The organism is Deltaproteobacteria bacterium HGW-Deltaproteobacteria-2, from assembly GCA_002840505.1.
Taxonomy (GTDB): Bacteria; Desulfobacterota; Syntrophia; order Syntrophales; family Smithellaceae; genus Smithella.
Map to the genome: position 1 here is coordinate 613,198 of PHBC01000003.1, position 25,663 is coordinate 638,860.

Sequence of the window (25,663 nt, forward strand, 5' to 3'; positions counted from 1 at the left end):
TTCGCTACATCATCATAACTCTTGATACTATCATGCGCATGATATCGGATGTGCCACCTCCGATAGTGGCAAGCTTCGAATCCCTAAACGCTCTTTCTACAGGATATTCATGCATAAATCCGTAACCACCGAATATCTGCACGGCCTCCGATGACATCTCAACGCCCCTGTCACCAACATAGAGCTTGCTGACAGCGGCCTGAAGAGGATTTAACATCTGACCCCTATCCTTGGCGGAAGCCACCCTGTATATCGCTAATTTTATCATTTCATTATAAACTCTCATCTCCGCAAGCTTTCGCTGGATCGCCTGGAAACTCCCGATAGGCCGCCCAAACTGGTGACGTTCATTGGCATATTTCGCGCAAAGATCGAGGCCGAGCATGGATGCTCCGAGCATCGGTGAAAGAAGCGTACATCTATCCCACTCGACACCGGATAATGCAATAATCCATCCCTTACCTTCGCCGCCGAGTACGTTCTCTTCCGGTACCTCACAGTCCTCAAAAAAGACCTCTGAAGTTGCCGAGCATTTGCATCCAAGTTTATGAAACGGCTTGCCTGTGGAAAGTCCCTTGGTGCCTTTTTCAATAATAAAAGCGGTAATGCCTTCGTGCTTCTTCGAGTGATCGGCATTAGCGAATATGACGAACACGTCTGATACCGGTGCGTTGGTAATGAATGTCTTCGATCCGTTAATAATGTATCGGTCGCCCTTCTTTACTGCCGTTGTTCGCATCGATGCAGCATCGGAACCGGACCCCGGCTCGGTTAATCCCATGCAGCCAATCCACTCGCTATTGGCAAGCTTGGGTATATATTTCTTCTTCTGCTCGTCGTTTCCGAATGTGTAGATATTGTGAGCGCAAAGGTATGTGTGTGCGCCCCACGCCAGAAGTGTACCTCCGTCGACGCCCGCTTGGCCGAGAGCCTCTCCTGCCAGACAACAGCTGACTATGTCAGCTCCGCCGCCACCGAGTTCCTCCGGAAACGGAAGTCCCAGTATGCCGTAAGAAGCGAGCTTGCCCCAAATTTCCGGGCTGAATTCACCCTTAAGGTCGGCCGCCTCGCATAACGGAGCTATTTGTTCTTTGCCATAACGGTAAACCGAATCCCTGAACATCAACTGCTCTTCAGTAAAATTAAATTCCATAACCTCCCCCTTTTATGATTGTGGAACCCATCGTCAAGGCACGATGCACCATGCCCTTAACAATTAACTGCTTTTACTTTTTTAAAATGATATCCATGATTTGATCCCTCATTTTCTCCGAATATTCTCCGTAATTAAACGCGTTTTCGTCGATAAAATGCTGGATCATCGTACCCTCAACAAGAGATAGAATCAGTATGGACATATAATTCACATCCATCTCTTTAAAAACACCCTTCTGAATTCCTTCCTTAAGAATCGCAACGCACTCATCGCGGTAACTCTGAAAAAGCTTTATATTCGCCTGCTTCATGCGGTTACTGCGGTTTACCTGTGACCAAAAATCGATAATAACATGAAAATATTCCTTTTCCTTCGCCACAAGACCGAAAGCCTGATCAATATAAGTTTTAATCTTGACGACAGGATCTTCTGTCTTGACCATTTCGCTGACCAGCATCTCTTTAATGTTCGCGTTCGTTTCCCTGATGAGATTGAGCAGGAGATCATGTTTATCTTTGAAATAATAATGAACCAGACCAGCGGATAGTCCGGTTTCCCTGGAGATATCTTTAATTGTAAAATTGTAATATCCTTTCCGGCTGACAACCCTATATGCAGCCTTGGTCAGCTGTGATCTCCTCATGTTCGATATATGACTTCGCTTCTTATCTTCCATTATGTGTTCGTCCTGTTCCTTTTTTTATATTCATTGATAAGGGATTTTCATGAATAACCCTTACTAAAATTATCTTATTTCGGCTGGAAGCAATAAAACATATCCGCATATTTTTTTAAAAAAATACTAAATTTCATCGACTTAAATCAATATCAAATTTTTGATTGGTCGTCCAATCAATTGCTAAATAATAAAATATTTGCATTATGTCAATAAAAAAATTTATGAAAATTATCCAATCGCTTCTATCAGCTCTTTGAATATTTCAAATAGTAATCATCAAATTTTAATACTCTTAAAACTGACCCTCTGCAGGCAAAAGAAAGCAAAATACAAAATCAATTATCATTGTTCTCGACAATCGAATAATAAATCCGGAATATTAATATAATAAGATCGTGATGGAATTATTAGACAAGTAGAAACAGGGGGCACGAAAAGCAAACGGTACGGCTAAACAACAAAGTACCGTAGAAGAAAAGGGGGCTAACAGTAAACTGATATCCCGAACAGAACAAATTTACAGGTCAACCAAGAATATCTTATGCTCAAAGTGATTACGTCATTCATTCAAGAACAGGAAGTAGGCTGATTTATGCACAACAAAGTCGGAAGACCCTTTTTCATTTTTGTTAACTTAACTTTACGTCTTCATAACATTTTCTGCCTATTTTAGGCCCTAAAATTTGCTATTAAGCCTAAACTTATTTTTTATGTTATTCAAAAAATATTTTAAAATAATAAGATTGAAGTTCTGCTGGTCATGTAAAAAATTATTTGTTGACAAAAAAATATTAAAGTTTTAAAAGATGAAGAAAAGGTCACATTTCAGTTGTTGTTTAGTAGTATTCTTATGTTAAAACATTAGAGGGAATTCACTCACATGGTAGCACGTACTGCAGGTATTATTTTCCCAATACTGTTTATGTAAATTAAGTATCACTACTTAATTTAAAGTATTTTTATAAGTTAATTTTCTTTCAGGATTAATTTCTATACTGAAGCTCTGCCGGTAATACATCACGCGAAGACAGCTCGGTTCTGTGGATTACTGAAAATAATTATATTAACAATTAAAATAAAACATGAAGGAGTATTTATGAAGTGTAAAAAAGTTGTATCGTTTCTGTGCATTGGACTACTCATGGTATTTTTTATGGGGACAGCATATGCACTTACGCCTAAGGAAAAATATGCAAATCTTCCGAGCATGAAGCATTTAAAAAAAGTCAAGCCAAATGGTGATTATACGTATGTTGTCAAATGCGCAACGCTCGCTCCTGATGGGGTAGGCTGGGTTGCCATAATCAAAGATATGATTACTCCCGGGTTTTATAAGGTGACAGACGGTCTAGTGAGCTTGAGCTGGTATTATGGCGGGACAATGGGAGACGATCAGGACATATTAGCCAAAATGCGTAACGGGCAATTGCAGGGAGGCGCATTTTCCGGACAGGGAATTGTAATGGCTTGTCCGGAGATGGCATTGATGGAGCTTCCGTTCATGTTTGAGAATTATGACGAAGTGGAATATGTTTACTCTAAGTTAAGACCCCGCATTAGCCAGTGGTATGAAAAGAGAGGATACCACCTTATTGTGTTGGCGGAACAGGATTTTGATCAAATCTATTCCACGAAACACGAAATCAGGACGCCTGATGATTTTAAGAATGCCCGCTTTTTAACATGGTACGGGCCGCTGGAAGAGAGAACTTTGAAAGCGATGGGTGGGAGTCCTTTGCCGATTCGCATACCTGAGGTAGCAGCTTCGATCCGCACAGGTGTTTGCGATGCCTTCATCACCCCGGCTCTGTGGTCGGTCGGTACTCAGATGTATACTGTAATGAAATACATCAATCCTGTTCGAATACGATATTCACCGGCAGCCGGTCTTATAATGTTACCGACATGGAATCTTTTACCTAAGGAAATTCAGAGTGCTATTGATAATTTTGCAATATCAGTAGAGAAGGATTTCAGGCAGAAAGTCCGCGCCGGTAATGAAAAATGCCTTAAAGCGATGATTAAGTACGGCATGATAGAGACTAAGCTGACTCCGGCTGAAATTGAGGTTTGGAAAAAAAGAGTCCTTCCTCTTTGGGATGAATTTGCCGCAAAGGGTTACTATTCCAAGGCTGAGTTAAATGAGGTTAAGGGTCTTGTTGCGGAATATCGAGCTAAGCATAAAAAATAAATAGTCTGTTCAGTTCTTAAGGAGACTGGAATGATGGGAAAAAAATTGAAACTGTTTTTCAAGAGTATTTCAATCCTCTGCTTGATCGTTTTTCTTGCCGCTGGTTTTTCCGGGTGTGCGACGATAAGGCACACTGCACAAAGAACCGCCGTTCCCATGCTGGATACATCGGTGGACGATCTTGTTAGTAATCTTCTGAGGACGAAAAATGGTGCTTTTATCAAAGATGGTCTGCCCGGGGCTCTGCTGATTGTTACTGGTCTAACCGAAATGGCGCCGACAAATTATAGACTGCTGGCAAGAACGTCTTTCTTGTATGCGGCCTATGGTCTGTTTATAGAGGACGGAAATGAAGATTACGCCATTTCACTGTACAAGGTCGGAACAGAGTATGGTTTGCGGGCCATGAAAGTCAATAATAGCAAATTTCGTAAAGCAGTAGAAAGTGGAACTCCTATTTATAAGGCTGCCAAATTACTGACGAAGGATGATTTGGAGGGTCTTACCTGGTACGGAATCAATCTTGCCAAACGGGCGACTTTACAACTGGCTGTTCCGGAGGAAACTACGGATGTTCAGGATGCCATTGCCACGGCAAAGCGCTCTACTGAGCTCGATCCGAATTATGCCTGGGGAGCCAACTGGGTCATTCTGGGTATCTTTTATGCGGTCGTACCATCCTACGGCGGCTTGGGTAGTGGGGAGAAACCATCCAGGGATGCGTTTATTAACGCCAACAAAGTAGAAAAGGGAGATCTTGGATTGATAGATACAATGGTAGCGAGGTATCTATGCCCGCTCCTCAAGGATGAAGACTGGTATGACCAGTTGAATAAACGGGTAATAGAGATGGATAACTGTAATATGCGCGAAGATCTGTGTATAATGAACGAACTGGCCAAACAGAAGGCGCGGTACAACATGGAAAATAAAGTCAGATATATGGGTTATTAAAGGTAATATATTCCAACCTGCTTCTCTCTATTTACAAGCTCCTGATTCTGGGAAATGTCAATAGCTGAGAAGCAGTAAGTGGAGTCTATATCCCATACATTTCAATTTTTTATTTGATCACTGTTGCGCATTACCCAAAGCCAGCTGTCAAAGCCAATCGTGGGCTTATATCATCGCTTATACTATATTGGCGACGGTGTTCATCTTTTGATACCGTCGCAAAAAGTCGCAAATCCGTCACTTATTGATGAACCGGTCTTCGGCCTTCACTTTCCCTAAAAGCATCTTCCCCATGAGTAAGGACATGGAGCAGATGGACAGCGATGGCGGCGCCCCCGGTGATACGGGCATGGTGCTGCCGTCGCAGACATAAAGGTTTGCTATCTCCGTGGAGAAATCCCTGTTGACCGCCTGTCCCATGGCCAGTGTGCCTCCGGGATGACCTCCGGCCCATTTCAGAACAGAAATGGTCTTCGGATCGCCGCCGGATTTAATGATGATCTCCCGCATAATATCCGTTCCTTTTTTCAGTTTTTTTTCATCGACAGCCGTAAAAGGCTTGCTCGTTTTTTCGTTGGGATAGATCTGCCCATGGGCTTCATCGGAAAGTTTTAAAAACAATCCCATGCCTCTTTTCACGATGGGGAATTTCGGCAGATTTTCTTTGGCGGTCTGCATGCGGAAGAAAGACAAAACTACCCAGGTTCCCCAAGCGGAACAGTTGCCGATCATAAATCCTTCGCTTTGGGCCATGGATTCGATGGCGTGGGTAAAGGTTTGTATGCCCCAAAGTCCCCCGTCGGGATCCTTGCTGTAGCCCAGCATGATATTCATGGGATCCATGAAAAATCTGGTTCCCACTTCCTGCGTTCCCAGGCGTTTCACGCCCGACCTTAAAAGGATTGCGGGAGAACCGATGCCGCCGGCGGCGAGAATGACATTATCGCTGTTGATGACCGTGCCGTTTTTCAGCTGGACACCGGTGGCCTTTGATTTTCCGGCATTGAATATGACTTTATTGACGGGGGAATTATAAATCAGTTCCGCGCCGTATGATCTGGCTTCTTCCACATGTTCCCGGGTCGTCCAGCGGGCGTTTTCGGGACAGCCCAGCATACACCAGTCGCAGCCCAGCTTGCACTTATCGGCATGAACGAATTTTTCCTGCTCCCGGAAGGGAATTCCCATTTTTTCGGCGGATTCCAGCATCCGGTAAAGCCCTTTGTTATTGCGGTAAAATCTTTCCGGCAACACCTCGATGCCTATCTCTTTTTTAAGCTCCTTGGCTTCCTGGCTGAAATCGATTCCCATATTGTCGATCAGTTTTTTGGGAGGCTCCATGACGTTGGACTGATAAACCATGGAGGAACCGCCGACGGTGATGCCGCGTTCGATAATCACGCCTTCCATTGACCGGGCGAAGAGCATATATCGCTCAAGAAGCCTGATGCCGAAAGGAAGCCCCAGAAACTTTTTGTGATAATCGCCTTTTTCCACCATGAGCACTTTTTTGCCCGCCTTGGCCAGTTCCCTGGCTGCCGGAGCGCCACCCGGCCCTGTTCCGACGATGATGTATTCGTATCCATTGTCTGCTTTATTCATAAAAATATCCTCCCCCACTGTTGGTTATTTCGGTTTATAGTCGGTCCCGGCCGCCTGGACCATTCCTTCATCTGTTGCCTGTTTATTTTTAAGCTTTTCCAGGAAAGCCTGTACCCTTGTCTTGACTTGTCCGGCCCCGCCGCCGTGGAGTTCTCGTTCCAATGCCAGCAAAGGGATTCCCCTGTTTTTTGATTCAACGCGGTACAGGTACATTTCCCCTCCCCAGATGTCGCAGAACTTTAATTTTTCAATAATGGCGCCGTCGATGCCGTATTCCTTTCTGACGCCCAGTAGATAGTCCAACCTGCGTTGAAAGTCGCCCATCATTCTGGGGCAGGACAGATGACTTAAGTATCTTTGCGCAATGGCCTGTAATGGGTCCCCTTCCGTTCCGACTTCATCCAGGAAATGACGCGCTCCCAGACAAATATTGTCAGCCACGATCACACATCCGCAGTCTTCAATAAGTTCCAGATGTTCCAGTTCCTCAATACAGCCCCCGGAAATAAAAAGGCGCATGTCGTCGGGCTTAGAAACCACACGTCCTTCTATAAATTTTTTCACATCCGTCAGGATGTCGATGGCCTTTTCCACGGGGACCGCCGTGACAGCCAGCATAACGCCTAATAACTCACTGGCTTTTATGGGCACATTTTTATTTTTTCTCAGCGCATAAATTTCCGCCAGAAGACGCCGCTTCTGATTATAAAGGCTGATGGAATTTTTAAGCGATTTGTCGGTGATGGAGATCTGAAAATGCTTCTCTATGGCTGATTTTAACTTGCTGCACTCCAGGGAAAAATATTCGAGGGCCGGCTCGTTAATCATGTGCGGGGCGAAAAACATGTACAGAAAAGAGGGGCCGATCCCGGCATAACGCCAGTTATCGTACATGCGCCGTGAATGATCGCATCCGTTCACGAAAACAACACCGTCCAGGAAATCAAAATCGCCGTTCAAAGCCTTGTTAAAGCAATGTTTGACAAATGTGCAGTTGATGGACGAATAATAAGCGTCGGCCTTTGTCGTGCTTTTGCTTTCCACTGCCCGCATGCGGTAGGGCACAAATCCTGCGGCATGGATAATCTCCTCGGGCATATACGAACAGAAATATCCGATAATTTTTTTGCCCTGTTTTTTGGCCTCCTCGAGATAATGGTTATGGGTCGATGATGCCAGTTCTCTTGTTTCATCGAGTATTGTTTTCATACGAATCCGTTGCTCCTGAAAAATTCTGTTATCCAGCGTTTGATGTCATCCTCTGTCGCATGTCTCTGATCCATGATATCCATATTCATGAACAGCGAAGGCAAACCCCGTTTTTTCAGCAGGTCCTTGATAATGCCGATGACACCCCAGCCATGTTTACAGCCGGCGTGTCCCGCGAAAATCAGGCAATCAGGCGAATATTCTTTAATGGCCTGTTCCAGTTCCGATAATATGTATTCCACCGGTCCGTGACACTGCCTGGCCATCGCCAGGTAAAGATGATTTTTGGCCATATCGCGAATCATTGTTTTTTCCGAGGAGGTATCAATCTGCGGCATTTGGACGTCGCCGATAAAATCCTTGACCACGACGGCGCCGAATTCATCTTCCATCCACTTGAAGACGTAGGCAAAAAAAGCAATCGGTGGGTTCCACCATAACACACGGATATTTTCTTTTTTGACGACACCAATACCCTTTTCGTAACGATCCTTGACGACCTCGTACATGCGTTTGGCCATTTCGGTGCCGTTGGAGTCGCCAATGGCGATTTCCCGCACGACCCAGGCGAAAATCGGCGTGATCATCGAGGCCGGCGACGGGACAGCCCGCATCATTTCGCATATTTCCTGCATATAGAAGTTGAATTTATTTTCATTTTCAACAATCTGTTTGAGCCGGTCCCAGTTGATTTTCTGATGAAGGGTTTTTTCCAGGAAATCAATGAGACGCCACATGTTTTTTTCATAGTAATCAAAGCCGTCCTCATCGCGCCAGTAGGGGGAGTCAAAAAAGAACACCGGTGCGCCCGTCAGATGACGCACGCCCTGATAAGCGGCGACATTGGTGTCGCATGGATGCGAACCCGCAATGATCGCCGCGGGCTTGGGAGTTTGCCCCAACATGTAGGCTCCCGCCGTCAGCTTGATGGCCGAGCAGTATTCGGTGGCAAAGCCCGCGCTTTCCGCTTCCTCCATCAGCTGGGACGGCACGTCTTGACCGGACAAGTTTCCGAACACATTAAGCGCTTCCGGATTAAAGGGAAGGGCGTCAAAGGCATTCACGATTTCAGAGGAAAGAATCCACTCCACCCAGACGACGGGCTTGCCTTGTTCGTTCGCTGTCAGAGCCTTTTTCATATTATCGACAAAGGCTTTCGCCCCGTAGCGGTAGGCTTTGATTTCCTCGGGCGGCAAGATTCCCGCTCCCATGATCAGGAAAGCGTATCTGAACAGGTGATTGAAGTAAGTCTCTCGTTTGACGTAGAGCGGTCGGGTCAGCTTCAGGACCCAGTAGGCAAAATTAGGAAAGGTCATAAGGTAATATCCGGAATTCAGAAACCTGGCGCTCCATTTAAGGTACTGAAAGGGTTTTGGTTTTTTCAATGATGTTCTCCTTGATGAGTGTATTAATATTTTTTCGGCGGGGTTAATTCCGGCTGCTGTGTCAACTTGCGGAAAAAGAACCCCGCGTTAAAACCCCGTTTGATACGGATGGCCTCCTCGGGACAGGCGGCAGCACAATCTCCGCAGGCCATGCAAAGGGATATGCCCGGCGCTGTTTCAATCAGTTGAGGAATTTTCTTCTTGGCATCGTCGCTTCTTTTTGTCATGGTCAGTCCGCGGGCCGGGCAGATGGAAACGCAGATGCCGCAGCCGTTGCATAGCGCACTATTGAAATCGACTATGCCATAAGTCATCTGACTTTCTTTGAAATAGTTCGGTATTTTCCCTTTTTTCCCCCATGAAAGGTTTAGCATCATTACACCCCCTGCCTTTCGATTCTTTTCTTTCCGCCTGCTTCTATCCACTCGACCATCTGAACTTCCCTTGCCACCTCGCCGTCATAGTCACCCTTGGGCCAGCCCAGGACAAGACAATCGGAGAGTTCGTAGGGGGCGGTCACTCCCAGCTTTTTCCGCCAGAGGGGATTCATCATTAAAACGGTTATCATGCCGATCCAACAAGTTCCCAGCCCGAGACTGTGCGCGGCCAGCACAATATTCTGTCCGCAAATACCGGCATCCAGGGCCGGATTTCCTATGCCCCGCTTGTCAATCAAAAGGAGAATCATGACGGGAGCATTGTGATAAATCGGCGTCTTTTCGGCTGCAATCTGCTGCAGGAGATTGAAAGGAACGGGATGCATCTTGTTGGGCATCAGACGGGTCAGAAACTTTGTGTACGGAGTCAGAAAGATTCGTCGAAAGGCGTTTCTGTTATAATCGACAAACCACATGAGTAATCTGGACATTTTGATCGTCGCCCGTTCCATTTCGGCAATTAGCTCCTGATCGGTAATAACAACGAACTTCCATGGTTGAGCATTTCCGGCCGTGGGAGAGAATCTTCCGGCTTCCAGAACCCTTCGGATCAGATTGTCGGGCACGGGATTTTTCTTAAAGTTCCGGTTGCTCCTTCTTTCCATGATGACTTTTTCCACGGGATTCCATTCCATCCCCTCCTGGTAGGTATAGAGGGGGGAAAGATTATCTGTCGGTTTTTTTGCCATGTTTCACCTCTTTTTTTCCCTTAATGGTCTTAACGGTTCAGTAAATTCCATCTTTCGTCTTCCAGAGGAAGGCGGCAAAGAAAATTGAAAAGATAAAGTCGCCCGAACATATCAGGATGGAAAAGAAAGATGACTGACCCAGCGCGTAGTAATAGGCGAATGTGAAAAAGATCATGAGCTTGGCGACCAGTCCCAGCCAGATCACGGCCCGGTTGGCCAGCAGATCGCGAGAGACCCAATAGTATCCTGTGCCGAAGAGGATCACGGCGATCATGAAAAACCGGAAAAATATCAAGGTCTGGAGATTGTCTATTACCGGAACCGTGCCATTGATGAAGGCAGAGAGATTTTCCGTCATCGGCGCCTTGCCGAACATCATCATGATGATAAAATCTGTGAACAAAAGGCTGGTTACCCCGATACCTATGTTCCATAGCGAGCCGACAAAAAACATCTTTCGCCAGAAGCCGGTTTTCACGTTACCCATTGCTGTTGCCTCCTTTATTATGAAATAATGGCAATTTTTATTATACGGTCTTATCTGAAGCCGTCATACATAGGCCTTTTTGCTTTCGTCCCAGGTGCCGGATACAACCTTCAAAATTTCCAGTTCCTTTTTCTTGACCCGGTGTGTTTCCGTCTTGGGAAGTTCCGGGACTATTTTCACGTAGCGGGGAACGGCAAATTTGGGCAGATTTTCTTTCAGGTATTCGATCAGGCCACTCTCCTTCAGTTCTTTGCCTTCCACAAGCGTTATGGATGCCATGATGTCGTCCTCGGCGAGTTCGGAAGGTACGGCATAAACGGCGGCCTCCAGGACGTCGGTATGCTTCTGAATCGCCTGCTCGACTTCAAAGGCCGAAACATTTTCACCTTTGATCCGCATGGACTCGGTATTTCTTCCAATAAAGTAAAGATAACCCTTTGCATCCCGTTTTATCAAATCGCCGGTGAAAATGTATCCTCTACTCATTTTTTCCGACGATGCTTTTTCGTTTTTATAGTACTCCACCGAAGAAGAGTTCTTTTTGCCGGAGACCGGAAAGACCAGCTCGCCCGGCGTACCGTCGGGGACATCGTTCATATCGGCATCAACAATGCGGTACTTGACCTTCATGGGCGGTTTGCCGATGGATCCCACCGGCGCCGTGCCCAGATTCAGGATGGTCTTGCCGCCGCCGTCAACGGCGCCGTATGTTTCGTAAATATTCAATCCGAAGCGTTTCTCGAATTTTTCCCAGAGATCGGCGGGACAGGCCGCCGAAATAATGAAACGGACTTTGTGCTGTCTGTCGGTCATCTTTTCGGGCTGCTTCATCATGATAGGGATCATGGCACCGATCGTATTGAAGGTGGTAACATTATATTTCAGGATATCATCCCAGAAGCGGCTGGCAGAAAACTTTCTCGCGAGAGCAACCTTGGCACCCACACTAAGCGCGTTGGTTACGGTTACAAACAGGGCATTGCCGTGAAAAAGCGGCATTGCCGTATAGAGTACATCGCTTTTTTTGAAAAGCATCACTGCCACCAGAGAAAGCAGTTTCACGGATGATTTCCGATATCGGTAAACAACGCCTTTGGGAAGTCCCGTAGTCCCGGACGTATAAGTAATAAAGCAAATATCATCCTTGCGGTAGCCGATACCCGGATTTGCAGACGAACACCTGTAGGCTTCGTCAAGAACGTGATAACCTTGCGGATATTTCCCCCGCTTTGCGGTAGATGGATTGACAATGATGGTCTTAATGTTTTCCAGCCGGTCGGCAACCTTCTGCAGGGTTTCAAGGTAGGTGTCATCGATAACAAGATACTGCGCGTCGCAATGGTTGAGAATATAGAGGAGGCTATCCCCCTTCAGTGAGGTGTTGACGGGCACGGCATACATACCGATCTTCTGGATACCGATAAAAATGTCAAGGAAACGGGGAGAATTGTCCATAAGAATTGCAACGCCCTTGCCCTGACCGCCACCCAAAGAAATAAAATAATTGGCCAATCGGCTGGCGTTTTCATTCATCTGGCGATAAGAGTAGGTCTCATCATCGAACATGAGGAAGACCCTGTCCTTGTATCGGGCGGCCTTTTCTTCCATCAATTCCCCCCAGGACATCTCCTCACGAATCTCCGTCTTGGGAACGCCGCGTATGTTTTTCAGGAAAGTGCCTCTTCTGATTTCATTCAAGGAAAACAAAAAAACAGATTTTAATACATTTTTCGCCAAACCAAATTTTCTTAATGTTCTATTCACGGTAAATCTCCTTAATCCATCTTGCTACAGAGTGGGTTTTTCCAGAATGTGTATGCACATGGCAGCCTCTTCCACACCAAGCGCGCCGCCACCATTTTCGGCGAGTGCAATTTTCGCCCCGGACACCTGTCTTGCCCCGGCCGCGCCCCTGAGTTGGGTCACCAGTTCATGGATCTGTGCAAGACCTGAAGCCCCGATGGGATGGCCGCGTGATTCCAGGCCGCCACTGGGATTAACGGGCTGTTTGCCTCCGAGCTTCGTCGCCCCGCTTTCAGCATACTTTCCTCCTTCACCCAGGCGGCAAAAGCCGAGCGATTCGCACTGGTGCATCTCGCCATAGGCCGAGGCATCGTGTACTTCCGCGAAAGCGATCTCGGCAGGTCCCACGCCGGCTTTTTCATAGGCCAATCGACTCAGCCGTTCACCGATATCGATCCCGTCGCGCTCCCTGGCCATGCCGGACCCCAGAATGGAGGCTCTCACTTTCACGGCCTGAGAGGTAAGTCCCAGGCGTCTGACCGTACTTTCGTCACAGAGGATCGCCGAAGCGGCACCGTCACCGATGGGGGCGCACATGGAACGGGTCAGCGGCCAGGTGACGAGGCGATCCGCCAGCACTTCTTCCTTGGAAACGAGGAACTGATACTGGGCATTGGGATTCAGGGAAGAATGAAAATGATTCTTGGAGGCGATGACAGCCAGTTGTTCAATGGTGCTGCCGAACTTCTTCATATGCTGGCGCGCCTCGTAACCGTAAACATCCATGAATGGAGAATGATCGCCGCCCATTTTCCGCAGTTTTTTCACCATATCATACCCCATGGTTTCACCGATCCGGATGGCGATGACAAAGGCGTCGCGCTGGGTCATGAACTTGTCTTTGAAGGTCTTTTTTTTGCCCTTGCCGGAGCCTTTCTTCGCCATGCCCCTGTATTTCTCAATGTGAGCCGCCATGGCCTTTTTTTCATCGTCGCTCAAAGCAACATCGCCTAATCTTTTCAGAGTTTCCCCGAAATTTCCCACGTCTAAACCGGTAAGAAATCCCGAAAAAACAAGCGACTGATTCCGGTCGTAAATTTTTTCCGCTCCCAGGGCCATCGTGATGTCATACAAACCGCTGGCAACACCCATCCAGGCATGATGCAGAGCGGTCGAGCCGCCGGCACATGCGTTTTCCAGATTCGTGATCGGGATGGCATCTATCCCCAAAGGGCGGAGGGCGACCTGACCGCGGATACAGACCTGTCTTTTATATTCACCCCATGCCGAATTGGAGAACCAGAGCGCCTGAATATGTTTTTTATCCAGTCCCGCTTCTTTCAGGCACGGCAACACCGTCATGGCCGACAGATCGGTTATAGTCTTTTCCAAGTACTTGCCGAACTTGATAGTGTGAGCCGCGATGACATATACATCTCTCATAATTTACTCCCGCTGAACATATTAAAAGCACGTTTGTCATGCCTTGTTTCAAATTCTTTTTTCCGAGACGATCAGACCGTCGCGGTTTTTTCTTCCTTGCGCGAGCAGAGCGGCGCCGAAAGCGGCAACCGACTGCGCATCAATAGACAACGTCAGCATTTTTCTGCCGGTCAACTCGCCCAGTTTTTCCCGGACCGCCGGAATTTTGGACATTCCTCCGATCAGGGCAATACCGTCCAGCGCCCCCGCGCCGTCGATAAGAGAGGCGGCTTTGGAAGCCACGGCATTGATGACGCCGGCGAGAACATCATCCGATTTCATTCCGGCATTGACCTGCGAAATTATCTCGCTTTCGGCAAAGACGGCACAGTTACTGGTAAAGGAGTAGGGTTGAGCGGACTGGGAAGCCAATGATGAAATCATATCAAAGGGAACATTTATCGCCTCGGCTACCATTTCCAGAAACTTGCCACTTCCGGCGGCGCATCTTTCATTGATATGGGTAGTTTCCAGAAAGCCGTTCTGATCGAGCGTGGAAACGGTGATAAAAAGCCCGCCCATGTCCACGACGGTTCTAATGTCACGGTTGAGAAAAAAGGCGGCTTTTGCCGTACAGGCGGCGTCTCCGAGCGTGAACGCCGCTTTTTTTACCAGATGACCGCCGAAACCGGTGGCAATGATTTTTTTTATGTCCCATCTTCCCACGCCTGCCTGCGCGCGGGCTTCTTTTAAAAGAGAACGGATAATGGCGTCGAAGCGGGGTCCCATTTCCGCGCAGGCATATCCGCGCAGGCTCTCGCCGTCGGTTACACCAACCTTGATGAAACGGGTTCCGACATCAATACCGGCCGTGATCATCATGATGGCCCTCCTGTCTCGATGGCCTGCATCGCGTAACAGGCGGCGCCCAGCGCGCCGATAACCTGCGGATCCACGTGAAGCGCTTTAAATGATTTGTTCATGTGATAAGCCAGTTGCCGCACCACGCCGGGATTTTTAGAAACCCCGCCGGTGATGCAAACATTATCTTCGATGTCGATGGCTTTGGCGAGACCCGCCACTCGTTTGGCCACTGCGTCAGCAATCCCACAGGCGACATGCTTGAGTTTTTTTCGGGTATAGAGATGATTGAGAACTTCCAGTTCCATAAAAATGCTGCACTTGTTGGTAATATTGATCGGCTTTTTGGATTTGACGGCCAGATTGCCTAATTCCTCCAGTTTGACGCCGATGGTTCTGGCCAGAATCTCCAGCGACCGTCCCGTGCCGGCGGCACACTTGTCGTTCATGATGAAATCACGGATATTGCCGTTTGCATCAATCAGAATGACCTTGCAATCCTGTCCGCCTATATCAATGACCGTGCGAATGCTTGGATCAGCGCGGAAGGCTCCCAAGCCGTGACAGGATATTTCGCTCATATTTATTTGCGCGAAAGGAATCTCATAGCGTCCGTAGCCGGTGCTGCAGCAGCAGTCCAGATCGGAAAAACGAAGACGGGCCGAGGCCAGGGCTTTTTCCATTACTTCGTTGGCCGAGTTTATGTTTGTCGATTTCACGCGGATGATCTCAGAGGCCAGTGGGCCCTTTTCATTCATGATGTAGGCTTTGGCGGTTAGAGATCCCACATCGCAACCTGCTGCAATCATAGATTCCTTTGTTTATTATTCCTGAATTTCCATGTTCTCAAACGGCGAAACGGTACGATATCCCAGAAACATTATTGTATAAATTTATAGTAAATAGCTACACAATGTCAAGTATTTTGTATATCTATTTTGGTAATTCAATAACTGTTTGACAGGATATCATTAATCGATTATACTTCTTATAATTCAATATACTCTAACTTGAAGGTGAAAAGGAAATGTCTAATCAACAAGTGCCGGAAAGAGCCGTGCGTATTCTCATGAAGGATATTTTCACCAAAAAATTAAAGCCGGGAACCAAATTGCCGTCGGCGAAAGAATTGTCAAAACAAATACATATAGATTTAAGTTCATTGCGCATTGCCTTAAAACGATTGGAGGCGATGAATCTTTTGTACATTAAGCAGGGCGACGGCATATATGTCAAAGACTATGTGAAGCACGCCGGCATCGACTTTTTGAGCCTGTTATTTACCCAGGATGAAGCAAACACCGAAGATTATGTAATCGATGAATGTCTCATCGACGAGGTATGGGAATATTGGATGATGTTTTTCCCGGAAATGCTGAAGCTCGCGTCTCAGCGCCTGTCGTTGAAAGATTCAAAAATCTTGCGGAATTTTCTGGATGAGGAGTACGCGAATATTAATAACAGGGCAAAAGTAATTGAATTGGAAATCAAACAACAAGACCTCGTTGTGGATATCTGCAACAACACCATCATTTTTTTATTGTCAAATTCTTCCCGTCCGATGAGAAAAAAAATTATCGAAATATTCGTTAATGCCGTCAGCGGGAAAGAACTGCAAACTTTTATTGAAATGAAAATGTCTCTCCTGAATGATTATGCCAAAGGAACCATAACGGACGTGAATTCAGTTGCCGAAAAGTATCGTGACATATTGTCCGCGAATCGCCAGATGGTTAGGCAGAAAATTATTCAGAACGACTACAAACTTCATGTCACGCGTAAGTGACGCGCATATCGGTTCTGATCCTTTCCTTTGAAAAACACTCATTTGATTCATAAGCATGTCTATCATCCGGTTCCTTACCAGGCATTGCTCCGGCAACGTTCCAACACTTACAGGCGCAGCGCATTGATTATGCCGTCAACCGTCTGACAGGCTTCGGCCGAATCGGGAAAATCGAATTCCCTGATCAGGTCGTCTTCCGGCAGCCATCCCAGGATATTGACGGGCGCATTCTTACGGATATCCTGTACTTCGCTCCCATTTCTGACACGGTTCAAAATCATGCCCATACTTTTATAATTCACGGCCTTATTGTCCTGAGCCAGATGTTTGATGGTGTTGGCGACATTGATGCCCTTGGCGGACGTGTCGGAGATCATGATCAGGTGATCGACTGTTTTCATAACCCTGCGGTTGATCTGTTCCACACCAGCCTCCCCGTCGATGAGCACCACATCGAAATTTTTCGCCAGATTCTGGATGATATCCTTCAAAAGAGAATTGACCTTGCAGAAACAGCCTTCCGATTCCGGTCTGCCGATGGCCAGCAACCCGACATTATTGACCTCCGTCAGTGCATCGAAAAGTTCGTAATCGAGCATATTCAGCGTGGCGGTTTTATCCATCTTTACTCCTTTCTTGATGGAGTTGATTAAATCATTTCTGATGTCATCCACCGTCTTATTGATTTGTATGCCCAGCGCCGTACAAAGACCAACGGCTGGATCGGCATCTATGGCCAGCACCTTGAGGTCTTTTCTTTGAACAAGATTCTTGACCATCAGCGCGGATACTGAAGTTTTTCCCACCCCACCTTTTCCGCATAAAGCGATTGTCTTTGTTTTTTTAGTCCTTCTTCTTCATCCTTTTTTCATCACGCGATTTTTTCATGCCTTTGAGTTCCTCGACTTCATCGCAGACATCATTGTATTCACATTCATCACAATCAGAATCGATTTCGCTTAACATTTTATTGAGGGCGCTTATTTTACGACTCACATTTTTCGTGATTTCCTGGAGCTCGCCGACATCGTCGGCGCTGGACGTCACAAAAAGAAATTCGACAGCATGAATATAATCCTTCTTTAAATATTCATTTCTTAAAGCTTCTGCCAGAATTTCAAAGGAAAAACCATTTTGCACGGCTTCTTTGCTGATGCGGCTCCATTCCCTCTGGTATTGCGATACCGCCCTGATCATGTATCCCTTCAGATCTATGGAATATCTGACCGCTTCCATCTCCTTGTAGCGTTCATAGGTGTTGCCCTCATCAAAACCACTGACCTGTACAAGCACAACTTTTCCGAACGGCAGGCGTGAGCCTGAACAGAGGGGAATATCTGGACCGATGAGCGTTATTCTGCCTTCCATAACCCCATCGGGATGCTCCGTCCATAGTAGAGATGAGGTGGAATAATTTTGGGGATTTCCCAGTTCTACGGCCATGTCTTCCGCGAGTACAACATTTCTTTCCGCGCCGCCAGGCCAATCGCAATTTCTTCCAGTAACCGAAAAGGATACGGTTTTCTTACTTTTTATATAATTTCTAATATCACTGAAGGTGCGCTCGAAAATCTCCATGTAAATGATTCCTTAATTCTTCATCCTTTCTGAGGCGAAAATGAATTGAATTATTGATAAGAATTGATAAGAATTTTTTTGTGGAGTTAATTATAAAAAACGCACTATTGCGTGTCAAGATGATTTTGGGCACAAGATTCTGGGTACAAGATGTGGAGTAGTTTAAAAGAGTCATGTCCTTGGATGAATGACATAAGCAAACCATTCAGGGAAATCAACATACGTCGGCATCTTATCAGAAGCTGTTAAGCGATTTAGGTGTCATATGCGGCATGAGCCGTAAAGGAAATTGTTGGGATGACGCGCCAAGGGAGAGTTTCTTTCATACATTGAAAACCGAGTTAACGGGTTTTGAAGACTACAAAACAAGAACGGAGGCTAAAGCCAGGTTGTTTGATTACACTGTATTTAAATAACGTCATGCTAATTAGCCCTGCGGTTTTGGCCGCAGGGCTAATTAATTAAACAAACTAAGTTATTTTTTCTTTTTGCTTCTATATTCCGCTAAAATACTTTTAACCTCAGCTAACTCGGCTTTGGAATAGTATCCCTTTGCGGCAAATTCATCCCAAACCGGCATCAGTCTCTTCTTCAAAACGTCAATCTCCGCCGGTGTCATTTTGACTTCTTTCATACCATACTTATACATGGCTTTCAGGCACTTTTCATTGCCAGCGCGGATTTTTTGCCTGTAATCCTTCTCTATGGATATTGCATAGTCATCAATAGCCTTCTGCAATTCTTTTGGAATAGTATTCCACCGCGACATCGTTACAATGCCGCCAGCCGGCGAATACCGTATGTGCATGGGATTGACGTACTTCATAACAGTATACATTTGAGTGCCGACCGCCCAGAGACCCGGGGCTATGAAGGTATCGCATACTCCCGTGCGAATGGAAGCGGCTACCTCAGGCACACGAATCGGTAAAGGACTCGCGCTTAAAGCCTTCAAAGTTCTTTCTTCCAGCGGACCGTACCACGTTAAGACACGGCTGTTCCTGAAATCATCAGGCGTCTTGATGGGTATTTTCGTGGAATAGATTTGGTCAAAATCCTGCTCTGCCAATACAACGAGGTGATATCCATGCTTCTCAAACCACTGATTAATGCGCGGTCTTAACTTGGAATAAACATATTCTACTTCGTCATAACTGTCAAACAAGAACGGGAGTTCCAGTAAGGCCATCTCCGGACAAGCCAGCACCATTCCCTGTCCTGTAAATCCGCCTCCCTGCAACTGTCCATTGCGCAACTTGGCCAATATGTCCTGGTCATCTCCCATTGTGCCGCCCCAATACCAATCTAAAACCACCTGGCCATTCGTCGCCTTTAATATTCCGGGTGTAACCATCTCTTTGATTAAAGCAGCCCAGCCGACTCCTTCCGGCGCCAGCGTACCCATCTTGGAATAATAAATCTTTTTACCATCTTTAGTTAGTTTAGCGTGATCGGCTCCCCATGCTACTTGAGACAAGGCTCCCATAAAAAAAACAACGAGCCCCATGCACAGAAGCCCTACAATCCTACGTTTCATAAAAAATCTCCTTTCTAAACCTGTAAATTTGTTCTATTCGGGATACCGGTTTACGGTTAGTCCCCTTTTCTTCTACGGCACGTTGTCATTTAGCAGTACCGTTTGCTTTTTGTGCCCCCTGTTTTTCTAATGTTTTTGATTTTTGATCTACTTCACGCGAAACTTGCAGGTGGGGAAATTAGTTACATAAGGTTTTCTTGACTCAACTTTGATATAGAATTAACAGGAGGCGAAACTCTCATCCGCGATCTCCATTATAGATACATCTTCACTCTTAATAGCCTTTAACGTCCCATTTATTTCGGGAAGTACGTTCTTGATGAAGTACTTCGCTGTTTTTATCTTACCATCATAAAATGCAGCATCTTTGTTCTTCTTAATAAAGCGGGAAAGATCCGATGGATCTGAACAGGTTACTCCCTTGATACTGCATAGCTCCAACAGTGTTTCTTGTGCAATAGCTGCTTCGCAAAGCAGTAACCATGAACACACTATCTTGCCCATCATCATGAGAAAAGGATGGGCGTTCTCTAAAAGAATATAGAATTTACCTTCTCTGCTGCAGGAAGAGAAGAACATTATGACATCAGTCAGGGTATTTATGGCGGCCTGAACATCTTCTGCAAGATCTTTGATCACAGCTATAACTACGCACTTGGCCACAGTTGTATTCATCTCACCAAGGAGGCTCATGAAATATGCGCCTTCCTTCATGACCATTTTTCTTGCCACAAGATCCAATGCCTGAAGTCCATTACTACCGTATACAGAAGAGACCTTCTCGTCTCTCAAAAATTGTTCGATCGGATACTCACTGCAATAACCATAAGCCCCATAACACTGCATGGCCGTTTCAGTTACCCTGAAGCCCACGTCTGTACAATAGGCCTTGACAATAGGAGTGAGCACCTCCACTATCCCCAACCACTTTTCCGCCTCGGTGGGATCACTGATACCTGAGGCCATATCACTGCAAATTGCCGTGTAGTACGTCATGGCTCTCATGCCCTCCACATTGGATTTCATCCACAGGAGCATGCGCCGGACATCGGTATGGTGTATAATAGGAACACGAGGCGCAAGAGGATTTTTCAATCCGAGGAGTGACGAACCCTGGAACCTTTCTTTCGTATGCTTAAGTGCGTGAAGATAGGCAATCGATGCGCTGGATAGTCCCTGAAGCCCTGTGGCAATCCGGGCATCGTTTATCATCTGAAACATGGTCTTCATGCCCTCCCGCTCATTGCCCAATAATTCAGCGTAACAGTCGTTATTGTTGCCATAGTTGATCAGGCAGGTGGCGCTTCCGCGGATTCCCATCTTTTCTTCAATCTTGGCAATCTCATAGTCATTACGTTCCCCCAGTGACCCGTCTTTATTGATCAGGTACTTGGGTACTATGAAGATGGAGAGGCCTTTTGTACGGGCAGGATCGCCTTCAATCCTGGCAAGGACAATATGAATGATGTTTTCAGTGAGATCCTGATCACCGGCTGTGATGAATATTTTTGTGCCGTGAAGTTTAAAGGTCCCATCAGGTTGTCTTACCGCCTTTACTTTGATGTTCCCCATATCTGATCCAGCCCCTGACTCGGTGATACAAATACTTGCTCCCCATTGGCCGGTAATCATCCTGGGAAGGTATTTATCTTTTTGTTCTTTTGAGCCGTAGGCATGGATAAGTTTTGCTGCACCTTCAACAAGCACCGGATAGGAGCAGAATGCGAAATTATGCATGAACCATTCATGAGCCGCCATCCTCATGATTAGGGGAAGTCCCTGACCTCCATAATCTTTGGAAAGCGCCATGCAGTTCCATCCGGTTTTGCTAAAGAGCTTGTACGGACGATGGAAACACTTTGGTACGCGGACATTACCTTTTTCTAATTTGCATCCCTCTTTGTCACCTTCCGCAAGGGTGGGGAATATTTCCTCTACGGAAAACTTTTGCGCTTTCGAGAGAATAACTTTAAGTATATCAGTGGAAAAGTCGGAGTATTTCTCTAATCCAAGGAGCTTATCCATCTCCAGCATCTCAAATAACACAAAGTTCTGGTCCCTTTCATCTAAAATCAAGTTGCTCATCGGACCACCCCCTTTATGAATAATTATTTAAAACTTCGAGCTGCTTGAAAAATTTCCAAGATGTTATTCCTCTAAGATTACCATCGCCCGGAGTGAATATCTTTGAACTATGATCCCGTTGTTTCTTGCGATTCTTCGTCTCCGGCAGTGACAATTTATTGAGATTTGCTACCCCCTCTCCCACCAAGATCTGCATTGCTACTTCCTGCTACTGATTCTCAAATTCTCATTATAACGGAATGTTCCCGTGACGTTTGCTGTATCGCGGAGGTTTTTTCTTAGTCGACAAAAATTCCAGCGACTGAATCAAGACTTTCCTCGTATCCTTGGGTTCAATGACATCATTGATAAAGGGGTTATAGGCTGCCTCTCGCATGGGGTTGCAGGTGCGTTCTTCAAGTTCCCGAATGAACATATCGCGCATTTCATCAGGATTTGGAGAACTTCGGATGACTTCACCCATAAAAAGCTCTACTGTTGCCTTTGCTCCCATGACACCCAATTCGGTAATGGGCCAGTAAAACATCATGTCCGTACCTCGCTGGGCCGGGATTATGCCCATACCAAGATTACCTCCTCCGTAGGCCTTTCGTAAAACAACTGCTACTCTCGGCACAGTAGACTCGCAAAGCGCGTAAAGAACTTTAGCACCGTGGCGAATAATGCCCAGTTGTTCCTGATCCTTGCCCGGCATATACGCGGAAGTATCGACCAGCAGTATGATAGGTATATTGAAGCAGTCGCAAAAACGCATAAAACGGGCCTGCTTATCCGAACTGTCCACAGTAAGACTCCCTGCCAGGAAACTTGGCTGGTTGGCCACAATCCCTACCACACGGCAATCAAGCCGCGCAAATCCCACAACTATTTCCGGAGCAAACTCCGGCTTTATCTCTAAGAATTCTCCGGCATCCGCAATACATCTAATCGCTTTGCGAACGTCGTAAGCTTTGGTTGCGTCCGATGGAACGATATCTAAGAGTTCTTCGGTCAAACGATCAGGATCGTCTCCCAAATCGATCAGGGGCGGCTGTTCATCGGCGTTCTGCGGCAGAAAGCTCATGAGTTCCCGAATGGCATCCAGAAGTTCTTGCTCATCCTTATACCGGCCGTCCGCAACTCCGGATATTTTACAGTGAATTTCCGCGCCGCCCAGGTCCTGTTTGGAAAGTTTTTCTCCGGTAACGGCCTGCACCACTTTGGGGCCGGTAATAAACATCTCGCTCTTTTTGTCTACCATAAAGATAAAATCTGTCAGTGCCGGCGAGTATACCGCTATACCTGCGCAGCTTCCCATGATCGCTGAAATCTGAGGAATGACTCCGGATCCCTGGGTGTTGACGTAAAAAACCGAACCACCATTTCTTTCAAGAGCCTCCCCGAAAACACTCTTGGACGTTGCATCAGGTATGCGTGCACCGGGGGACTCATGAAGCCCGATTAAGGGCACGCCCATATCCAAAGCCCACTCAATAGCCCGGTACATCTTGAATCCGTGCATCGGACCGACTGAGCCTCCTGACACCGTCGGATCCTGGGAATAGACACATACCGGCCGGCCATGTATTTTGCCGTATCCTGCAATAAGGCCATCATAAGGCATTCCTTCTTTGTAACCGATAATGAGATTATGTTCCACAAAGCTTCCTTCGTCCAGCAGGTACTCTATACGCTCCCGAGCAGTAAGTTTTCCTCTCTCGCGCATTTTGTCGAGTTTATCCTGACCGCCGCCTAAGAGAGAGAGTTGTTTGATTTGTCTTAGAGTGTCTATCCTCTGTTTATATTTTTCGTCCATTAACTTATACCCCTTTCCAATCTTTCAGATGTTGTCATGCTATCAACACAAGCGTCTCGCCCTTTTTAACTGCCGTACCCTCTTTTATAAGGATCTTTTGAACTTTACCTGTTGCAGGACTGGTGATAAAATTATCCATCTTCATAGCTTCCAGAACCACGACCAAATCTCCTTCATTAACCGAATCGCCTTCTTTCACTTCATAGCGAATGACTGATCCCGTCATAGGAGTGACCACCGGTGTCTCTTTCGATTCACCTTCACTTGGTTCTGAAACAGCAGATTTTATCTCTTTTGACATATCGCGTTTTGAATGAATTGTTTTCAGAGCAGTTCTGACGGCTCCACCCTGTTTACCGAGCTGGAGCGTGTTCCTTTGTCCAATTGAAGAAGCACCCTGGAACATCAGTGGTTGTCCTCCGATCTGTTCTACTTCGACATCAAAAGTCTTGTCATTTAGTAAAACACGGAACGTACGGGCATCCGGCCCCATTTTATCTCCCTTATCGGACTTTTCTGACAGAAGGCCTTCCTTGGCCTTTTTTACCAATTCATCTTGAGCTTTCACTTTTTCCAGCGTTATTGGTTTTACTTCATCAGGAATTTCTTCCTGGCCGTATTTCCACTTGAGGAAACGTTTACCGGTCATCGGATAGAGTGCATAGATAAGTACATCGTCAATATCTTTGGCAAGCCCTTCTGTTTCTTTTTTCGCTTTCTCTAACTCCGGTTCTAATACATCAGCAGGCCGTGTCGTAATTGGTTTGTTGCCCTTCGGATAATCTTTTAAGGCTTTTTTCTGTACCTCGGAATCAATGGGAATTGCAGTCTTTCCATAAAGGCCATAACAAAGATCCTTTACTTGTGCGGTCAACATCTTGTAACGATCATCGGGAGTATCGAAAAGCACATTGTTTACAGTTTGAATTCCCACTATCTGACTCGTAGGAGTAACAAGCGGCACCTGGCCAAGTTCTTTGCGAACAATGGGAAGCTGTCTGAATACTTCTTCGAGTTTGTCCAGATGATCCATTTCTTTGAGCTGGTTTACCAGGTTCGAAAGCATGCCTCCCGGAGTCTGGTGCAGCAAGACATTGATGTCGATGATGGATGTGCGCTCATCAAGAAGATGCTTATATTTTGGTGATATTTTTTCCAGGTACTCACTTAATTCGGCAAGTTTTTCTATATTAAGTCCCGTATCACGATTCGTATACTGCAAGGTAGCCACGAGAGGCTCAACTGCCGGGTGTGAAGTCCGGTATGCCCAAGTGGAAAGACAAGTATCCACAATATCCACCCCCGCTTCAATTGCTTTAAGTAACGACATATCCGCCATACCAGAAGTGAAGTGACTGTGCAGATGAATAGGAACTTTAACTCCTTCTTTTAAAGCCTTAATCAGTGCATACGCATCATAAGGAGCGATAAGGCCAGCCATATCCTTAATACAGATGGTATCGGCTCCCATTTTCTCCAGCTCTTTTGCCTTGTTTACGTAATAATCCAGATTATAAACAGCACCGCCCATTCGCGATTCCGTTAGCGAGTAACAAATGGAGCCCTGAAAGTGTTTGCCTTTGTTTTTTATTACTCGCACAACAGTTTCGAAATTACGGAAATCATTGAGCGCATCAAATACCCTGAAGATATCCATTCCATTTTCACACGCCCTGTCTACAAAGGCTTCTGCTACATCGTCAGGATAGTTGCGATATCCCACCAGGTTCTGACCTCTGAGCAGCATAGAAAAGGGAGTTTTTGTTATGTGTTTCTTTAATGTCCTTATGCGCTCCCAGGGGTCTTCACCGAGAAAACGATGCATAGTGTCGAACGTTGCTCCTCCCCACACTTCCAAGGAGTAAAACCCTATGCTATCAAATAGCTCGGCAATGGGGATGAAATCCTCTGTCCTGCCGCGAGTGGCGTAAAGGGACTGATGCCCATCTCTAAATGTTAGATCTTGAATTTTGACCGGATTATCAATCTTAACAACGGGACCGTCAAGAAGACCAGCTGCCAATTTACCGTGATTTATACTCTTCACTATATGTTCCCCCTTTCAAC

The 25,663-nt window shown here is 46.2% G+C and carries 23 protein-coding genes; 4 read left to right on the plus strand and 19 right to left on the minus strand.

Annotated elements, in window-relative coordinates:
• Nucleotides 1-4 precede the first annotated feature (4 nt).
• Complete coding sequence (locus tag CVU62_09890) at nt 5-1,153, minus strand: acyl-CoA dehydrogenase (protein PKN38014.1); 1,149 nt, start codon at nt 1,151-1,153, stop codon at nt 5-7.
• 73 nt (nt 1,154-1,226) lie between these two features.
• Complete coding sequence (locus CVU62_09895) at nt 1,227-1,832, minus strand: hypothetical protein (GenBank protein PKN38015.1); 606 nt, start codon at nt 1,830-1,832, stop codon at nt 1,227-1,229.
• A gap of 1,099 nt (nt 1,833-2,931) precedes the next feature.
• On the opposite strand from CVU62_09895, the gene CVU62_09900 reads away from it, so the two are divergent.
• Both CVU62_09900 and CVU62_09905 read left to right on the plus strand, forming a co-directional pair.
• On the plus strand, nt 2,932-4,026 hold the full coding sequence (locus tag CVU62_09900; protein ID PKN38016.1) for a C4-dicarboxylate ABC transporter substrate-binding protein: 1,095 nt from the start codon (nt 2,932-2,934) through the stop codon (nt 4,024-4,026).
• Between the two features lie 30 nt (nt 4,027-4,056).
• Nucleotides 4,057-4,980 (plus strand): hypothetical protein, encoded by a 924-nt coding sequence (locus CVU62_09905; protein ID PKN38017.1) that lies wholly within the window; start codon nt 4,057-4,059, stop codon nt 4,978-4,980.
• Nucleotides 4,981-5,217: 237 nt separating this feature from the next.
• On the opposite strand, the gene CVU62_09910 is transcribed toward CVU62_09905, so the two are convergent.
• From CVU62_09910 to CVU62_09955, 10 genes are all read right to left on the minus strand, one after another.
• Nucleotides 5,218-6,582 carry a hypothetical protein gene (locus CVU62_09910; protein ID PKN38018.1) on the minus strand — a complete coding sequence of 455 codons (1,365 nt, stop codon included), beginning with the start codon at nt 6,580-6,582 and terminating at the stop codon, nt 5,218-5,220.
• Nucleotides 6,583-6,606: 24 nt separating this feature from the next.
• Nucleotides 6,607-7,791, minus strand: coding sequence for a 2-hydroxyacyl-CoA dehydratase (locus tag CVU62_09915; GenBank protein PKN38019.1), 1,185 nt, complete (start codon nt 7,789-7,791; stop codon nt 6,607-6,609).
• Nucleotides 7,788-9,176, minus strand: coding sequence for a hypothetical protein (locus tag CVU62_09920; protein ID PKN38020.1), 1,389 nt, complete (start codon nt 9,174-9,176; stop codon nt 7,788-7,790). The genes CVU62_09915 and CVU62_09920 overlap by 4 nt, the downstream gene beginning before the upstream one ends.
• Before the next feature lie 23 nt (nt 9,177-9,199).
• Nucleotides 9,200-9,553, minus strand: a complete 354-nt coding sequence (locus CVU62_09925) for a hypothetical protein (protein ID PKN38021.1) — start codon at nt 9,551-9,553, stop codon at nt 9,200-9,202.
• A complete protein-coding gene (locus tag CVU62_09930) occupies nt 9,553-10,302 on the minus strand; it encodes a nitroreductase (GenBank protein ID PKN38022.1) in 750 nt (249 codons plus the stop codon). The genes CVU62_09925 and CVU62_09930 overlap by 1 nt, the downstream gene beginning before the upstream one ends.
• A 37-nt stretch (nt 10,303-10,339) precedes the next feature.
• Nucleotides 10,340-10,789: a hypothetical protein gene (locus CVU62_09935; GenBank protein ID PKN38023.1), complete on the minus strand. Its 450-nt coding sequence runs from the start codon at nt 10,787-10,789 to the stop codon at nt 10,340-10,342.
• 63 nt (nt 10,790-10,852) lie between these two features.
• Complete coding sequence (locus tag CVU62_09940) at nt 10,853-12,415, minus strand: AMP-dependent synthetase (GenBank protein PKN38072.1); 1,563 nt, start codon at nt 12,413-12,415, stop codon at nt 10,853-10,855.
• 162 nt (nt 12,416-12,577) lie between these two features.
• On the minus strand, nt 12,578-13,975 hold the full coding sequence (locus CVU62_09945; protein PKN38024.1) for a thiolase: 1,398 nt from the start codon (nt 13,973-13,975) through the stop codon (nt 12,578-12,580).
• A gap of 48 nt (nt 13,976-14,023) precedes the next feature.
• Nucleotides 14,024-14,836 (minus strand): hypothetical protein, encoded by an 813-nt coding sequence (locus CVU62_09950; protein PKN38025.1) that lies wholly within the window; start codon nt 14,834-14,836, stop codon nt 14,024-14,026.
• Entirely contained in the window at nt 14,833-15,624 is a 792-nt protein-coding gene (locus CVU62_09955) for a 2-hydroxyglutaryl-CoA dehydratase (GenBank protein PKN38026.1), read from the minus strand. The genes CVU62_09950 and CVU62_09955 overlap by 4 nt, the downstream gene beginning before the upstream one ends.
• Before the next feature lie 218 nt (nt 15,625-15,842).
• Here CVU62_09955 and CVU62_09960 point away from each other — a divergent pair, with 218 nt between their 5' ends.
• Complete coding sequence (locus tag CVU62_09960) at nt 15,843-16,601, plus strand: hypothetical protein (GenBank protein PKN38027.1); 759 nt, start codon at nt 15,843-15,845, stop codon at nt 16,599-16,601.
• Between the two features lie 107 nt (nt 16,602-16,708).
• Here CVU62_09960 and CVU62_09965 read toward each other — a convergent pair whose 3' ends face one another.
• Together CVU62_09965 and CVU62_09970 are read right to left on the minus strand one after the other, a co-directional pair.
• Nucleotides 16,709-17,431, minus strand: a complete 723-nt coding sequence (locus CVU62_09965) for a cobyrinic acid a,c-diamide synthase (protein PKN38028.1) — start codon at nt 17,429-17,431, stop codon at nt 16,709-16,711.
• Between the two features lie 13 nt (nt 17,432-17,444).
• Nucleotides 17,445-18,179: a hypothetical protein gene (locus tag CVU62_09970; GenBank protein ID PKN38029.1), complete on the minus strand. Its 735-nt coding sequence runs from the start codon at nt 18,177-18,179 to the stop codon at nt 17,445-17,447.
• Between the two features lie 272 nt (nt 18,180-18,451).
• Here CVU62_09970 and CVU62_09975 point away from each other — a divergent pair, with 272 nt between their 5' ends.
• Nucleotides 18,452-18,595 (plus strand): hypothetical protein, encoded by a 144-nt coding sequence (locus CVU62_09975; protein PKN38030.1) that lies wholly within the window; start codon nt 18,452-18,454, stop codon nt 18,593-18,595.
• Between the two features lie 59 nt (nt 18,596-18,654).
• On the opposite strand, the gene CVU62_09980 is transcribed toward CVU62_09975, so the two are convergent.
• From CVU62_09980 to CVU62_10000, 5 genes are all read right to left on the minus strand, one after another.
• Nucleotides 18,655-19,716 carry a C4-dicarboxylate ABC transporter substrate-binding protein gene (locus CVU62_09980; protein ID PKN38031.1) on the minus strand — a complete coding sequence of 354 codons (1,062 nt, stop codon included), beginning with the start codon at nt 19,714-19,716 and terminating at the stop codon, nt 18,655-18,657.
• 219 nt (nt 19,717-19,935) lie between these two features.
• Nucleotides 19,936-21,801 carry an acyl-CoA dehydrogenase gene (locus CVU62_09985; protein ID PKN38032.1) on the minus strand — a complete coding sequence of 622 codons (1,866 nt, stop codon included), beginning with the start codon at nt 21,799-21,801 and terminating at the stop codon, nt 19,936-19,938.
• 13 nt (nt 21,802-21,814) lie between these two features.
• Nucleotides 21,815-21,997 (minus strand): hypothetical protein, encoded by a 183-nt coding sequence (locus CVU62_09990; GenBank protein ID PKN38033.1) that lies wholly within the window; start codon nt 21,995-21,997, stop codon nt 21,815-21,817.
• 33 nt (nt 21,998-22,030) lie between these two features.
• On the minus strand, nt 22,031-23,596 hold the full coding sequence (locus CVU62_09995; GenBank protein ID PKN38034.1) for a methylmalonyl-CoA carboxyltransferase: 1,566 nt from the start codon (nt 23,594-23,596) through the stop codon (nt 22,031-22,033).
• A gap of 34 nt (nt 23,597-23,630) precedes the next feature.
• Nucleotides 23,631-25,634 (minus strand): carboxylase, encoded by a 2,004-nt coding sequence (locus CVU62_10000; GenBank protein ID PKN38073.1) that lies wholly within the window; start codon nt 25,632-25,634, stop codon nt 23,631-23,633.
• Nucleotides 25,635-25,663: the final 29 nt, after the last annotated feature.

Bases quoted from the DNA above. Each gene is read 5' to 3' on its own strand.
- CVU62_09900 (PKN38016.1), top strand. From the start codon at position 2,932: ATGAAGTGTAAAAAAGTTGTATCGTTTCTGTGCATTGGACTACTCATG.
- CVU62_09985 (PKN38032.1), bottom strand. From the start codon at position 21,801: ATGAGCAACTTGATTTTAGATGAAAGGGACCAGAACTTTGTGTTATTT.
- CVU62_09975 (PKN38030.1), top strand. From the start codon at position 18,452: ATGAGCCGTAAAGGAAATTGTTGGGATGACGCGCCAAGGGAGAGTTTC.
- CVU62_09980 (PKN38031.1), bottom strand. From the start codon at position 19,716: ATGAAACGTAGGATTGTAGGGCTTCTGTGCATGGGGCTCGTTGTTTTT.
- CVU62_09945 (PKN38024.1), bottom strand. From the start codon at position 13,975: ATGAGAGATGTATATGTCATCGCGGCTCACACTATCAAGTTCGGCAAG.
- CVU62_09925 (PKN38021.1), bottom strand. From the start codon at position 9,553: ATGATGCTAAACCTTTCATGGGGGAAAAAAGGGAAAATACCGAACTAT.
- CVU62_09935 (PKN38023.1), bottom strand. From the start codon at position 10,789: ATGGGTAACGTGAAAACCGGCTTCTGGCGAAAGATGTTTTTTGTCGGC.
- CVU62_09970 (PKN38029.1), bottom strand. From the start codon at position 18,179: ATGGAGATTTTCGAGCGCACCTTCAGTGATATTAGAAATTATATAAAA.
- CVU62_09960 (PKN38027.1), top strand. From the start codon at position 15,843: ATGTCTAATCAACAAGTGCCGGAAAGAGCCGTGCGTATTCTCATGAAG.
- CVU62_09905 (PKN38017.1), top strand. From the start codon at position 4,057: ATGATGGGAAAAAAATTGAAACTGTTTTTCAAGAGTATTTCAATCCTC.
- CVU62_09950 (PKN38025.1), bottom strand. From the start codon at position 14,836: ATGATGATCACGGCCGGTATTGATGTCGGAACCCGTTTCATCAAGGTT.
- CVU62_09995 (PKN38034.1), bottom strand. From the start codon at position 23,596: ATGGACGAAAAATATAAACAGAGGATAGACACTCTAAGACAAATCAAA.
- CVU62_09895 (PKN38015.1), bottom strand. From the start codon at position 1,832: ATGGAAGATAAGAAGCGAAGTCATATATCGAACATGAGGAGATCACAG.
- CVU62_09955 (PKN38026.1), bottom strand. From the start codon at position 15,624: ATGATTGCAGCAGGTTGCGATGTGGGATCTCTAACCGCCAAAGCCTAC.
- CVU62_09910 (PKN38018.1), bottom strand. From the start codon at position 6,582: ATGAATAAAGCAGACAATGGATACGAATACATCATCGTCGGAACAGGG.
- CVU62_09940 (PKN38072.1), bottom strand. From the start codon at position 12,415: ATGTCCTGGGGGGAATTGATGGAAGAAAAGGCCGCCCGATACAAGGAC.
- CVU62_09930 (PKN38022.1), bottom strand. From the start codon at position 10,302: ATGGCAAAAAAACCGACAGATAATCTTTCCCCCCTCTATACCTACCAG.
- CVU62_09890 (PKN38014.1), bottom strand. From the start codon at position 1,153: ATGGAATTTAATTTTACTGAAGAGCAGTTGATGTTCAGGGATTCGGTT.
- CVU62_09915 (PKN38019.1), bottom strand. From the start codon at position 7,791: ATGAAAACAATACTCGATGAAACAAGAGAACTGGCATCATCGACCCAT.
- CVU62_09990 (PKN38033.1), bottom strand. From the start codon at position 21,997: ATGCAGATCTTGGTGGGAGAGGGGGTAGCAAATCTCAATAAATTGTCA.